This window comes from Bordetella genomosp. 8 (assembly GCF_002119685.1).
Taxonomy (GTDB): domain Bacteria; phylum Pseudomonadota; class Gammaproteobacteria; order Burkholderiales; family Burkholderiaceae_B; genus Bordetella_C.
This window is the reverse complement of sequence record NZ_CP021108.1, coordinates 3,392,420-3,406,152: the sequence shown is the minus strand read 5'-3', so window position 1 is coordinate 3,406,152 and position 13,733 is coordinate 3,392,420. Positions and strand designations below refer to the sequence as shown.

Below are 13,733 nucleotides of genomic sequence, written 5' to 3'. Positions count from 1 at the left end.
GTCACCTGAAATACGACAATTGATGGAATACCGAAGGTTGCGCCCTGGACTCAGTGGGGCGCCGAGATACCCAGTTGGGAAAAAAGCTGAGCGTGGCGGACGGCTTGAGAGGAGAAACGCAACCTGGCCGCATTGACAATCTGTGTCAGCTCTTGTAATGCGACGCTAAATTCTTGATTAATAATAACATATTCACATTCGGGCGCGTGGGCGATTTCGCCCCCGGCGGCCAGTAGCCGGCGCGCGATAACCGAATCCGAATCCTGGCCCCGCGCCTTCAGGCGGCTTTCCAGTTCGTCGATCGACGGCGGCAATATGAATATGCCGATCGCGCCCGGAAACCGCTGGCGGACCTGGCGGGCGCCTTGCCAATCGATCTCCAGCAGCACGTCGTGGCCGTCGCGGGTGCTCTGCGCGATGCCATCCACCGGCGTGCCATAGAAATTGCCATGGACTTCCGCCCATTCCAGCAGGGCGTTGTCCTCGCGCATGCGGTCGAATTCCGCGACGCTGACGAAACGATATTCCCGGCCGTCCTGCTCGCCGGGCCTTGGCGGCCGAGTCGTGCACGAAATGGACAGGCGGATCGCCGGATCCCGGTGCAGCAATTCGCGCACGAGGCTGGACTTTCCCGCGCCGCTGGGCGCGACGACCATAAAAACGTTTCCAGGCGTAGCGGGGGTTCCGGAGACAGGCATTTCTATCGGCGTTTCGGTGGCATGGCGCGCGCGGGATGTAAAGGATAACAAATCGTCGCAGCGTGGTGCCTTGGAGTAGGATGCCCGGTATTTTCCTACAGGAGACTGAGATGAATCCGAATGGCAGGCGCGGTGAAGGAAAGGTTGCGATCGTGACGGGCGCGGGCAGCGGCATAGGAAGGGCCGTCGCGCTGCAGTTGCTGGCCGAAGGCTATCGCGTCGCCCTGGCGGGACGTCGCGCCGATGCGCTGGAGGAAACGCGCGCGGCGGCTGGCGCCGATGCGCGGCAGGCGTTGGCGGTGCCGACCGACGTCTGCGACGAGGATTCGGTGCGCAATCTGTTCGAGCAGGCCAAGGCGGCGTTTGGGCGCCTGGACGTGCTGTTCAACAATGCGGGCCGGGGCGCGCCGGCGGTGCCCATCGAGGAACTGCCGGTGGAGACCTGGCGCAGCGTCGTCGATACCAACCTGACCGGCATGTTCCTGTGCGCGCAGGCGGCGATCCGGATCATGAAGGATCAGCAACCGCGCGGCGGCCGCATCATCAACAACGGATCCATCTCGGCGCACACGCCGAGGCCGTACTCCATCGCCTATACGTCGACGAAGCACGCCGTGACCGGCCTGACGAAGTCCATCTCGCTGGATTGCCGCCAGTACGATATTGCCTGCGGCCAGATCGATATCGGCAACGCGGCGACGCCCATGACGGACCGCATGGTGGCGGGGGTATTGCAGCCCGACCATACCGTGCGCCCCGAACCCCGCATGGACGTGGCCCATGTCGGCGAGGCGGTGGCGGCCATGGCGGCCCTGCCGCTGGATGCCAACGTGCAGTTCATGACCATCATGGCGACCAAGATGCCGTTCCTGGGTCGCGGCTGACGCGAGGGGAAGACGGTGCTCGCCACCGGCAGGGCCGGCGGCGGGATCCCGCTATCGGGCGTTCGACGCCACGGCCAGCCCGGCGGCCTCGCCGGGGGTGATGTAGCGGCGCGCGCCGTTGTAGCGCTTGGACCAATAGGCGCTGTCCAGCGTATCGATGCGCACTTTTTCGCCACGCGTCGGCGCGTGCACGAATTCGTTGTTGCCGATGTAGATGCCCACGTGGGACGTCTGGTTCTGGCGGCGGATGCCGAAGAACACCAGGTCGCCGGGCTGCAGCTGGGCGGTTTTCACCGCGCGGCCTTCGGCGCGCTGGTCGCGGGCGCGGCGCGGCAGGTCCATGCCGGCCACTTCCTTGTAGATGAAGCTGACCAGGCCGCTGCAATCGAATCCGGTATCGGGATCGTCGCCACCGTAACGGTAGCGGGTGCCCAGGGCGTCCAGGCCGGCGGCGACCACGCGCTCGCGCAGCGAGGGGACGGTGGGCAGGTCGGTCGGGGAAAGCCCCTTCAGGCTGGGTATGGCGTCTGACGAAATCATCGCGCCGGCGGTGCCGGGCAGGCTGGAGAGGGCGATGGTCAGTAGGGCGGTGGGAAGGAAAACTCGAGAAAAGGTAAAGCGTCTCGTCGGCGGCGTCATAACTTCACTTCAGAAAATCGGAGTGGAATGGCGTGGCTTCAACTGCGTTCAAGCCGGCGGATGCGGAAATAGTTCGCGAATCGGATTGTACAACGGAAATAATTCTTACATCTGCGGGGAATATCTTGCTATCTCGCGCATCCTGGCGGCAATTGGTGACAACCCTCCGGCCCCTTGAAATCCGTCCGTTACAGCGGCCGGAATAAGGACTGATTCCCTTATTCCTGGCCGCTTCGACGGGTCGATCGCAAGGCCATCGGCTTACCGCCGGTGGCGCGCCGCGGGGTTGTCGGGCCACATGGGAAGTTTGCGTCGGCATGCGCAAAGATTGCGGAAAAAGCGCGCGCGTTCGCATATAAATCCCATCAAAAGCTGGCGCGCAGTCCCACCATGACCGCGCGTCCGCCTTCCGGCGCAATATCGCGGAGGACGGACGTCGCGTAACGGATCTCCTGGTTGGTCAGGTTGGTGCCGCGCAGGTAGGCCTGCCATTGCGTCTTGTCGACGCGGAAGCTGTAGGTCAGGTCCGCGTCCAGCTTGTAGTAGCCGGCGGTGCTGTCGTCGTTGTCCGGATGGCGATGCTGGGCAAAGGCCTTGGTGAAGGACACGCCGGCGCCCCATGCGCCATGGGTGTAGTCCAGCCCGAAACCCAGGCGCAGCGGCGGGATGCGCGGCAGCGGTTCTCCCGTGTCGCTGTTGCGGGCGTTGGTGTAGTCGCCCGACAGCAGCAGATCCAGCTTGTGCGCGCCGCGGTCCAGGACCCGGAAGGTGCTTTCCGCTTCGAATCCGTAGAAATCCGCCGGCACGCCGCGGTAGACCGCTTGCGACAAGGCATCGTCGGTGCCGCGCGGCACGATGTCGCCGTCGTCGTCGGTGAACAGCCCGGTGTTCACCTCGGTGATGTAGTTGCGGAAGTGGCTGTAGAACACGCCGATGCTGCCATGGTGCGGCCCGTCCTTGAATCGCAGCCCCAGGTCGCCGGAGAACGAACGTTCCTTGGACAGCGAAGGGTCGCCGATCATGTACTGGCCGGTGGCGTCGTGCGGCCCGTTGGCATAGAGCTCGTAGAAGGTGGGCGCCCGTTCGGTATAGGAGGCGTTGGCCGCCAACGACCAGACACTGTCCAGCTTGTACACCGCGCCCAGCGCCAGGCTGCCGGCCGTGAAGTCGCGCTTGGACGCGGCGTCGAACTTGTCGATGCCGCCGGCGGAGGGGGACAGGCGCGTGTACTCGACGCGGCCGCCCAGGCTCAGGTTCAGCCTGTCCGTCACATCCCACTGTTCGACATCGAATAGCGCGAAGGAATCGGTGGCGGTGGTCGGCACCAGGCTTTCGTCGCCCAGCGCGGAAAAACGCGTCTGGCTGACCTGCAGGCCGAGCGCGCCATGCAGCGGACCCAGGTCGCGATGCTGGGCTTCGACGCGGGCTTCGTAGCCGTGGTTCTTGAACACGGTGCCGGTGACGCCGTCATCCACTTCGCGGTGCGTGTAGTCCGTGTACGCGAAGTCGAACTTCAGGCTTTTGAACGGACCGTCCAGGTCGTCGATCTTGCCCGTGGCGCCGAAGCGTTCCTGGCGCATCTTCAGGCGGACGGTGTCTTCCGCCACCGACCCATAGTCGGAGTCGTAGCCGCTGTAGGAAATGCCCGCGTAGCCGCTGTCGCCGGTCCATGCCATGCCCACGCCGCCGCCGTGCACCGAGCCGTCGCTGTTGGGCAGCCGACCGCGTGGCTGGTCCGTGTCCGGGTCGTCCTGGGCGCGCAGCGCGGGCGATCGGGCATAGCCCGGGATGCGCAGCTCGTCGGTCTCGCGGCCGTAGGCGTCGGCGCGGATGGCGAACCTGCCGTCACCGCCTTCGACCTGGACCGCGCCCGAACGGCTGTTGTTGGCGCCACCCCAGTCGCCCTGTGCTTGTCCATGGATGCCCTGGACCGGCTCGGTCGGGATGCGGTCGTCGATGACGTTGACGACGCCGCCCACCGCGTTGCCGCCATACAGCAGGGCCGCCGGTCCCCGGACGATTTCGATGCGGCTGGCGCTCATCGGGTCCAGCGGCACGGCGTGGTCGAAGGACAGCGAGGATGCGTCCACCGAGCCCAGGCCGTTGTTCATGATGCGGACGCGATCGCCGTCCATGCCGCGAATGATGGGACGCCCGACCATGGGGCCGTAGGTGGTGGTGGACACGCCCGGCAGGCCGTTCAGCGTCTGGCCCAGCGTGTCGGCGCGCCGCAGGTCCAGGCCGGTTCCTTCCAGGACGGTGGTCGGCGCGGCGATCTCGGCGCTGCCCAGCGGGTTGCCGGTCGTGATGACGGTGGGGAGCGTCACCGTCGGCGGTTGCGCGCCGGCGCTGGCGCCGGCCGCGGGCGTGTTGGCATCCTGGGCGCGTGCCGCCGGCGCGGCGCAAATGGCCAGCGTGGCGCTCAGCGACAACGCGAGCGGGAAGGCGTGGGAATGTTGAGACATGGTTTTTTCACAGGCAAAAAGAGGTCGTGCCGGACCGGGGAACGGTCAGGTGGAAGCGATATGGGCAGGTGTGGCGGCCGGGGACTCGGCGCCCCGGCGGCGCCGCGCAGGTGGGGCCGCCCCGGCCGGCCCGAGGAGGCCGGGCGGCGCAGATCGGGCGGCGCCGATCGGGCCGCGCCGGCTTGGCGTCAGGCGGCGCCGCCGGGTTCACGCCCCGGCGGCGCGCGCGCCAGGATCCATGGCGCTTCGACCGCCAGGCGCATGGCCAGCGGCAGAGGGCTGGGGGAGTCCGCCGGCGCCGGCGCATCGCCGGTGAACGCCATGCTGGGCAGGACGTGATCCAGGAATTGCCATTCATCGCACACATGGCAATGCGCCGCGGCGCCATGCTGGTCGCCGAACGTGGCGCCGGCTTCCGCGCGAGGTTCCCGTGCGGGCGTGGCGATGACCGCGCCCGTCCGCGGCGCGAGGTGCGACATCGCATGCAAGGTCGCGCCCACGGGCGCGACGATCACCGTCAGCCATAGCCATAGCAAGGCGGCGACGCGCACGGTCGGACGCCTTGCTGATGACATGAACGGACTGGGCGCCAGCGGCAACTGCTTTCCCCGGATGATTTGGAAGAGGGGGCTTGTACAGCCGGCGATGCTTTTTCACCCTCTTATGTAATGATATATTATTTCATATCAGATCCGGGAGAATTCTGAAGTACTCCTTGCATGCGGCACGGCCCGCCGGTATGGTGCGAGCCCATGATCGTGCGCCCAAAAACTGGTTGGTTCCGTATGTTGTTCGCCTGGGAAAACTCGGTGCAGAACACCATCCTGGTCCCATTGGCCATCATCTTCGCGTTATCGCTGGCCGCCCTGTGGGGTTACCGAAGCAGCGACGCCTTCCTCTTTTCGTTGAGTCCGGTGCCGTTTTCCCTGATCGGCGTGGCGCTGGCAATCTTCGCCAGCTTTCGCAACAGCGCCTGCTACGAACGGTACTGGGAAGGACGCAAGCAGTGGGGAACGCTGACGTCGACCACGCGCGACCTGGCACGCTTTGCCGTCACGGTACCCGGGCCGGGCGATCAGGATGCCCGGCAGGTGGTGGCGCTGCTCACCGCCTTCGTGCAAGTGCTCAAGCATCAGCTGCGCGATTCCGATCCGGCGCAAGACCTGCGCAAGCTCGTCGGCGAGACCCAGGCCGCCGAAATCCTGGCGCGGGCCTATCGCCCCCACGGCGTTCTGTTGCTCGTCCAGAGGCGAATCGTCGCCTGGCATAGGGAGGGGCGCATCGGTGACGTTCTGCTGGCCTCGGCGTTGGCGCATCTGGACACGCTGACCCAGGCGTCCGGTGCATGCGAGCGCATCCGGACCACGCCGGTACCGTATCCCTACGAAGTCCTGCTGCACCGAACCACGTATTTCTATTGCGTGCTGCTGCCCTTGGGGCTGGTGGAAAGCGTGGGATGGGCGACGCCTGTCATCGCCGTGTTCATCTCCTACGCTTTCATGGCGCTGCACACCATCGCCGGCGAGCTGGAAGATCCCTTTGGGCAGGACGCCAACGACCTGCCGCTGGATGCGCTGGCCATCCATATCGAACGCTCCTTGCGGGAAACCGTGGGCGACACCGAACTGCGCGCCGTGCCGGTTCCCGACGCGCGCTATCGCCTGGACTAGACGTCGCTTCCCGATTCCAGGTCAGTCTTCAGTCCACGATACGCCGGTCGATCATCGCCTGAACCACAGCACCGAAAGTATGCATGCGACCGCCAGCAGCAACCCGGCCGCCGCCGCGAGCAGGGCGCTGATCTCGGTATCGCGCCGCTCCAGCGAAAACCGCGTGCTCAGCTTGCTGTAGACCTGGCTCAAGTCGGCGGCCGAGCCCGCCTGGAAATACTCGCCGCCGGTCAGCTTGGCCACCGCCCGCAAGGTGGTCTCGTCCAACTGCATGAAATACGACCAGCCTTCACCGCCTACGGTCGAGCCTTGCTGCGTGCCGAAGCCCACGGTGTAGATGCGGACGCCGCGCTTGGCGGCCATGCGCGCGATCTCCATTGGATCGGGGCCGGTCGTGCGTCGGCCATCGCTGAGCAGGATGATCGCGCCGTTACGGTATGAGCCAGGCTCTCGCGACGGGCGCTCCTGCTCGCGCTTGAGCGCATCGCTGGCGGCGTCGGCGTTGCCCAGCGGCGCCGCATAGGGGCCGAAACGCGACGCCGGATCGTTCAGCAGCAAGGCATCGAACTCCGTGCGGTCATCGGGAAACAAGGTGGCCAGCGCCACGATCAGGCCGCTGCCGGTGGCCGTGCCGCGTTGCAGTTCGAAGCGGTCGATGGCATCGAGCATGTCCTGCCGATTGTCGGTGGGCGGTTGCACCACGGTGGCCGCGGCGGCGAAAGCGACGATGCCCAGGCGCACGCTGGCCGGCAGTTCCTTGATGAAATTGCGCGCGGCCTCTTGCGCGGCGGTCAGCCGTGTCGGCTGCACGTCGGCGGCTTCCATGCTGCGCGACACGTCCATGGTCAGCACCAGCGTCAGCGTATCGGCGGGCAGCGTGACGGTGGCGGCGGGACGCGCGCATGCAAGCAGGGCCGCGCCCAGCGCCAGCCAGAAAAGAAAAGGAGGGACATGTCTTCGGAGCCGCTGGCCAGGCCCCATTGCGGTGCGCGCGAGCGCCAGATTGGGGTAGATCACGGCCGCTTTCTTGCGTCGCGCCAGCACGTAGAAGTAGGCGGCGGCGAGCAAAGGCAGCACCAATAGCAGCCAGAGCAATTCGGGCCAGAGAAACCTCATGCAGTTCTCCTTGGCGCATGGATGCGACGATGGTACTGTACCTCCACGACGAGGCGGAATTCCGGTGGCAACGATGAAAAGGGTTGCGATATACGGATGGGTAGCGGCGGCGGTCGCGGTGGTTTTCGTGGCCGGCCTGGGCTCAGCCTGGCTGATGCAACCCAAGCTTCGTCCGTTGACGCAGAAGGACATCGACGCCGCTGTCCTGCATACCCTGGAAACCAAGAGCCTGCCTTCGCGCACCGCGCGCGCCGCCGAAGCGGTGCGGCCGTCGGTGGTGGAGATCATCGGCTATCCGCAACTCGACGAGAAGACCGGCGCCGCGCCAAACGACAAATCAGCGGACGCCGGCAAGCCTCCGGGCCAGGACGCGAACAAGCCGGATGCGGGCAAACCCGGGGCCGGCACGCCGGACGGCAGCAAGCCGGAAGCGAACGGCCCGGGGGCGAATGCGCCAGGGGCGAACGGCCCGGACGCCGGCAACGGCCCGCGCGCGGACGCGACCCCGCCGGGCGCCGCGCCGAAAGGCGACAAGCCGGGCACTGACAAGCCGGGCACCGACAAGCCGGGCGCCGACAAGCCCGGCGACAAGGACGACCCCGAAGACAAGGACGAAGCCGTCAACATCGGCTCCGGCGTCGTCATCACCGATCAGGGCGTCATCCTGACCAACTTCCACGTCATCGCGGGCGCCCGCCGTCTCAAGGTGCGCTTCTATGACGGCCACGAATCGGAAGCCACGGTCGTCGGCGCGCAGCCCGAGAAGGACCTGGCCGTCATTCGCGCGGCGTCGCTGCCGGACGATCTGCCGGCCGCCACGCTGGGCTCCAGCCGCAACCTCGCGCCCGGCGACGAGGTCGTCGCCGTCGGTTTCCCTTTCGGCATCGGCCCATCCGTCTCTTCCGGCGTGGTGTCGGGCCTGAACCGCCAGTTCGTGTCCCCGGAGAGCAAGCAGGATCTCGACCATCTCATCCAGTTCGACGCGGCCGCCAACCCCGGCAATTCCGGCGGCCCGCTGGTGAACATGGACGGCGAGGTGGTCGGCATCGTGACGGCCATCCTGAACCCCACGAACAGCAAGACTTTCCTCGGCATCGGCTTTGCCACGACGATCGAAAGCGCGGGCACGGCCGTGGGCATTTCTCCTTTCTGAAGGCGGAGGCGTATGAACGATCTACCCATGGGCGCGGCGGACAGCGCCAACCTGATGGAACGCCTGCTGTATGAGGTCAAGCGGGTGGTCGTCGGCCAGGACCACTTCCTGGAAAGGGTGCTGGTCGCCATCCTGGCGCGCGGGCATCTGCTGGTGGAAGGCGTGCCGGGCCTGGCGAAAACCCTTACCGTCAACACGCTGGCGCGCACCATGCGCGGCTCCTTCAAGCGCATTCAGTTCACCCCGGACCTGCTGCCCGCGGACCTGGTGGGCACGCGCATGTACAACCAGCGCACCGGCGAGTTTTCCACCGTGCTCGGGCCGGTCTTCGCCAACCTGCTGCTGGCCGACGAGATCAACCGCGCGCCGGCCAAGGTGCAGAGCGCGCTGCTGGAAGTCATGCAGGAAAGGCAGGTGACGATCGCTGGCGAGACGCACCCGGTGCCCACGCCTTTCCTGGTGATGGCCACGCAGAATCCCATCGAGACCGAAGGCACTTATCCCTTGCCCGAAGCGCAGATCGACCGCTTCATGATGAAGGTGCTGGTCGGCTATCCGACGGAAGAGGAAGAAGTCGTCATCGTCAACCGCTTCACCGGCGCGTCGATCGGGGTGAATCCCGTCGCGACGCCGGCGCAACTGGCGCGACTGCAGGAGGAATGCCGCCGGGTGTACGTCGACCCCGGGCTGATCCAGTACGCGGTCCGCGTGGTGGCGGCCACGCGCTCGCCGGGACGCTTCGGCCTTGCGGACATGGACCGCTACGTCTCGTTCGGCGCGAGCCCGCGCGCGAGTCTCGGCCTGATCGAAGGCGCGCGTGCGCTGGCCTTCCTGCGCGGCCGCGATTACGCCTTGCCCGAGGACGTTATCGACCTGGTGCCCGACGTGCTGCGCCATCGTCTGGTGCTTTCCTACGAAGCGCTTTCCGACGGGGTGACCGCCGACCAGCTCATCGTGCGTATCCTGCAGGCCATGCCGGCGCCCGAGCGCCCATTGGAATCCCATGTTCGGGTGGCGGAAGCCTAGCCGGCGCGCCCGGGGCGCCGATGGCGCGGCGTCGGAGGCGCCGGGGGACGGCGCGTCCGGCAAGGCGCCGGGCGATGGCGCGGCCGCCGTCCGCACGCGGCGCGCCGACGCGCTGGTGCGGCGCCTGGAATGGACGGTCATCCGCCGCCTGGACGGCCTGCTGCAGGGCGATTACCACACGCTTTTCCGCGGCTTCGGCATCGACTTCGCCGACCTGCGCGAATACCAGCCTGGCGACGATGTGCGCTACATCGACTGGAACGTCACGGCGCGCCTGCAGACGCCGCATGTACGCGAATTCCAGGAGGATCGCGAAATCGCCGCCTGGTTCCTGCTGGACCTGAGCGGCTCGGTGGATTTCGGCTCCGGCGACGTACGCAAGCGCGCCTTGCTGGGCGATTTCACCGCGGTCATGGCGCGCCTGCTCACCCGCCATGGCAATCGCGTCGGCGCCATGCTGTATTCCGGCGCACAGGGCGCACGGCCGGCGGTCGTGCCGGCGCGGGCTGGCCGCCGCCATCTGCTGCACCTGCTGGACTGCATGCATGCGGCGCCCGCGGCCGCGCGGGGCGAGACGCGGCTGGCCGATCTGCTGGATCATGCGCGCGGCGTCGTCAGCCGGCGGTCGGCGGTGTTCGTGGTTTCCGATTTCATCAGCGCGCCCGGTTGGGAAACATCGCTGGGGTTGCTGGCGCGGCAGCACGACGTGGTCGCGGTGCGGCTGGTCGATCCGTTGGAATCGGCCTTGCCGGACCTGGGGCTCGTGGTGCTGCAGGACGCGGAAACCGGCGAACAGCTGCTGGTGGATACCCACGATGCGTCGTTCCGCAAGCGTTTTGTCGAAGCGGCGGCGGCGCGTGAGGCCGAGCTGCGCGACGCGTTTGCGCGAGCCGGCGTGGCCTGCCTGTCGCTGGGGACCGACGAGCGATTGGATCTGGCCCTGCTGAAGTTCGCGCAGCAGCGCCGCCGGCCGGGTGGCGATGCGAAGGGCGCCGATGCGCCAGTGGCCGAAGTGGCCGGCGTCACGCCGGCCCGTTCGCAGGAGCATCTGCGCGCGGTCCTGATGACGAACAGCGGCGCGTCCAAGGGGCCGGCCGCCAGGCGCGCGAGCGCGGTGCGGCGTCAACCATGAAACGGTCGTAAGCTGCGATGAATGCCATGCCCACCATCAGCTTTATGTGGCCCCGCATGCTGTGGCTGCTGGTGCTCGTGCCGATATTGCTGCTGCTTTACGTGTGGCACGATCGGCGCCGGCTGCGCGCGGCGGCGCGCTATCCGGCGTTGAAGATCACCGGGCTGCGCGTGCAGGGTGGGGCGGGCTGGCGACGGCATTTTCCCGCCGCGCTGATACTGCTTTCGGTGACCGCGCTGCTGCTGGCGGTGGCGCGTCCGCAGGCGCTGATGATGTTGCCGTCGCGGCTGCAGACCATCATCCTGGCCATGGATGCTTCGGGCAGCATGCGGGCGGAAGACATCAAGCCCAATCGCATCCAGGCGGCGCGGCAGGCGGCCAAGCTGTTCGTGCAGTCGCAGCCGGCGGATGTGAGCATCGGCGTGGTCGCCGTGGCGGGTACGGCTTCCGTGGCGCAGGCGCCCAGCCGCCGCAAGGAAGATGTCGCCGCCGCGCTGGATCGCCTGCAGCCGCAGCGCGGCACGGCGCTGGGCAACGGCTTGATCATCGCGCTGGTCACGCTGCTGCCCAAGGCGGGCATCGACGTCGATCGCTTCATGAACGAGAGCATGAAGGAAGACAAGGCCAAGCCGCCGCAACGGTCGGAAGGCGCGCGCGCCGCGCCGCGCGGCCCGGCGGACCAGGCGTCGAATGGGCTGGGGTTGCCGCGGGAAAGTCCGCCGTCGGCGTCGACCCCCGACAACTCCGGCGCCATCGTGCTGCTGTCGGATGGCGAGAGCAACACGGGTCCCGAAGCCATCCAGGCCGCGCAGGTGGCCGCCGAGCACGGCGTGCGCATCTACACGGTGGGCATCGGCACGCCCGACGGCGTGGTCATCACCGTGGACGGCTGGTCGTCGCGCGTGCGGCTGGACGAAGCGGTCCTGAAGAAAGTCGCCGACACCACTGGCGGGGAATACTTCCGCGCGGAAGACGCGGAAGGCTTGAAGAAGGTCTACGGCATCCTCAGCGCGCGGCTGGCCTTCGACAAGCAGGACATGGTCGAGATCACGGCCCTGTTCGCCGCCCTGGGCGCGCTGCTCGCTGCTTGCGCGGGGCTGGTGTCGCTGTGGTGGTTCGGGCGGGTGCTGTAGCCTCGGGCGCTTCCCTTCATGCGTAGCATCGCGCCGTGCTGCGCGGGGCGCATTTCAAAACACTTTGCCGCGGATTAACACCCGCCATTCGCGTCGCTGGATATCCTGATGTTGTGATGCGTCCGGATCGAAGGGGATGCGGGTGGGGACCTGGGTATATGGAATAGACCGGCTGCGCGGGCGACGCTTGCGCGCGCTGGGGTGGCTTGGCGCAGCGCTGCTTTTAACCACTGCGTCTGCATCGGCACAACGGCCGCTGCGCCATGATGAAATCCCGCTGGGCGAGGCGCCCGGGATCGTATCCATAGAACAGCTCTTTCCCAACTTTGGGTGGTGGCATACATGCTCGGGTTCGGTGGTCTGGCAAAGCACGGACAAGCAGAATCCATCATTGACGCATGACTATATCTTGACGGCCTATCACTGCGTCTCCGGCTCCGTGCCGATCGCTGCGTCAGACGACAAGTGCCTCGATGCGACGACGAATTCCCATATCAAGGACCTTCGCATCCGCTATTTGAACGACACGCGCCAACAGAGCGTGGCGATTTCGCGGATTTGCAGGCAACCGGACACATCGGCTGGATATGGCAGCGACGTGCTGCTGATGATGACCGAAGCCAAGGCGGCGCGGACCGAGCCGTCGGAGTTGCTTCCAATAGCGCGTGTGGACTTGAACCCCGGCAAAGACGCCGAAAATACCTGGCTGTATGGATATGGGGGTTCCGCAACACGTCGGGATCCATACCCGCTGACGAGAGGCGTGGTCGCCTTTTCGTCCATGGGCAGGGTTGTGGACGGCGAGGGTGGCACAGGAGTCCAACTGATCGGGCCGCCAGTCACGTCGATGTTGTCCGGCGCGTCGGGCGGACCGCTTGTATACCGCAGCAGATATCTGCTCGGTATTCAGTCCACATCCACCGTTGAGGAGTCTGCCCTGGGAAAATCCACTCCGGGCGTACTCGTCACATCGCTTGTGGATCCGCTGTGGGTGCAGAGGATTACTTCCAGTGTTTTGATTACGGCCCCGGTGCCTGGAACCTATTTGTTCGCTGGAAAGCCGGCCATCCTGAACGTGAAGGGCAAGGGACCGCCCGGCGCTTTTATTACGGCGTGGTTGGGCGATCTCGATTGCTATGGACCGGACGGTGAAAATATACCGGTCGGTCCGCAAGGAGACTGGGCCTGCCAGATATCGACTGATTTCATGCCCGGGCCCGGGTCGCCGGATTCAGAAGGCGAACTCACGGCCGCGATAGTCCCCGATGCGGGCCAGGAGATCGTCGCGGCAGATTGGGTGTTTCTTCCTTATGGAGACGTGGGTGCCGTGAAATTCACGGCACCGACTACGACATCAGGAAACTACCATCGAGACGGTACACACCTTGTGCTGGACAGGTTCTCTGTCCTTGGAACTGGTTCGGCAGCGTCGATCATCGAGATCGGTACAAGCTTGGCGGACACGCTGTCGCAATCCGTGCCCATCTGCAATTGGCTTGGGCCAGACGGCTTGCGGAAATGGGTGTGTCCGCTCCCTGTTGCCCGCGATGGCCAAGCGTATAGGCTGACAGCCGTACAACGGTTTCCGGACGATACAGCCGCGGGGGTGAGCAATCGCACCGCGCAAGCCGGGTATAGCGCGTATGGGGGGCCGGTTGCGCCGATCAGCATTCTTTCTCCGCACGATCACGACAGCGTGTCGGAGCGATTCATGACGCAGCTTGTTGGGCAGTCCGGAGCCGATAGCCAGGCGGAGTTGTCGGATTCGATCTTTGCTCGCGTGGACGTACAAGATAGTTCGTCTCGGAGCATAGCGA

Annotated in this window: 11 protein-coding genes; 6 read left to right on the top strand and 5 right to left on the bottom strand. The window is 66.2% G+C overall.

Annotated features, from left to right (window positions below):
* Window positions 1–50: 50 nt before the first annotated feature.
* Window positions 51–698, bottom strand: a complete 648-nt coding sequence (gene gmk, locus CAL12_RS15430; RefSeq protein WP_086065392.1) for a guanylate kinase — start codon at window positions 696–698, stop codon at window positions 51–53.
* Window positions 699–808: 110 nt separating this feature from the next.
* On the opposite strand from gmk, the gene CAL12_RS15425 reads away from it, so the two are divergent.
* A complete protein-coding gene (locus CAL12_RS15425) occupies window positions 809–1,582 on the top strand; it encodes an SDR family oxidoreductase (RefSeq protein WP_086065391.1) in 774 nt (257 codons plus the stop codon).
* A 51-nt stretch (window positions 1,583–1,633) separates the two neighbouring features.
* Here CAL12_RS15425 and CAL12_RS15420 read toward each other — a convergent pair whose 3' ends face one another.
* The 3 genes from CAL12_RS15420 to CAL12_RS15410 all read right to left on the bottom strand — a co-directional run bounded on the left by CAL12_RS15420 (window position 1,634) and on the right by CAL12_RS15410 (window position 5,261).
* On the bottom strand, window positions 1,634–2,221 hold the full coding sequence (locus CAL12_RS15420; protein ID WP_086065390.1) for a C40 family peptidase: 588 nt from the start codon (window positions 2,219–2,221) through the stop codon (window positions 1,634–1,636).
* Between the two features lie 365 nt (window positions 2,222–2,586).
* Window positions 2,587–4,686, bottom strand: coding sequence for a TonB-dependent receptor (locus CAL12_RS15415; protein WP_086065388.1), 2,100 nt, complete (start codon window positions 4,684–4,686; stop codon window positions 2,587–2,589).
* A gap of 188 nt (window positions 4,687–4,874) precedes the next feature.
* The gene (locus CAL12_RS15410) at window positions 4,875–5,261 is read right to left on the bottom strand and encodes a hypothetical protein (RefSeq protein WP_157793009.1); all 387 of its coding nucleotides are present in this window, start codon (window positions 5,259–5,261) and stop codon (window positions 4,875–4,877) included.
* Between the two features lie 144 nt (window positions 5,262–5,405).
* On the opposite strand from CAL12_RS15410, the gene CAL12_RS15405 reads away from it, so the two are divergent.
* A complete protein-coding gene (locus CAL12_RS15405; RefSeq protein WP_086065384.1) occupies window positions 5,406–6,356 on the top strand; it encodes a bestrophin family protein in 951 nt (316 codons plus the stop codon).
* Window positions 6,357–6,407: 51 nt separating this feature from the next.
* Here the strand turns inward: CAL12_RS15405 and CAL12_RS15400 are convergent, their stop codons facing one another.
* Window positions 6,408–7,472, bottom strand: coding sequence for a VWA domain-containing protein (locus CAL12_RS15400; protein WP_086065381.1), 1,065 nt, complete (start codon window positions 7,470–7,472; stop codon window positions 6,408–6,410).
* A gap of 73 nt (window positions 7,473–7,545) precedes the next feature.
* Here CAL12_RS15400 and CAL12_RS15395 point away from each other — a divergent pair, with 73 nt between their 5' ends.
* Genes CAL12_RS15395 through CAL12_RS15380 form a run of 4 tightly spaced genes read left to right on the top strand, consistent with a single transcriptional unit; the run spans window position 7,546 to window position 11,916 of the window.
* Complete coding sequence (locus CAL12_RS15395; RefSeq protein WP_086065379.1) at window positions 7,546–8,625, top strand: trypsin-like peptidase domain-containing protein; 1,080 nt, start codon at window positions 7,546–7,548, stop codon at window positions 8,623–8,625.
* Window positions 8,626–8,637: 12 nt separating this feature from the next.
* Complete coding sequence (locus CAL12_RS15390) at window positions 8,638–9,651, top strand: AAA family ATPase (protein WP_086065377.1); 1,014 nt, start codon at window positions 8,638–8,640, stop codon at window positions 9,649–9,651.
* Window positions 9,629–10,783 carry a DUF58 domain-containing protein gene (locus tag CAL12_RS15385; protein WP_086065375.1) on the top strand — a complete coding sequence of 385 codons (1,155 nt, stop codon included), beginning with the start codon at window positions 9,629–9,631 and terminating at the stop codon, window positions 10,781–10,783. Before CAL12_RS15390 ends, CAL12_RS15385 begins: the two co-directional genes overlap by 23 nt.
* A gap of 26 nt (window positions 10,784–10,809) precedes the next feature.
* Window positions 10,810–11,916, top strand: coding sequence for a VWA domain-containing protein (locus CAL12_RS15380; protein WP_232464534.1), 1,107 nt, complete (start codon window positions 10,810–10,812; stop codon window positions 11,914–11,916).
* The last annotated feature ends 1,817 nt before the right edge of the window (window positions 11,917–13,733 follow it).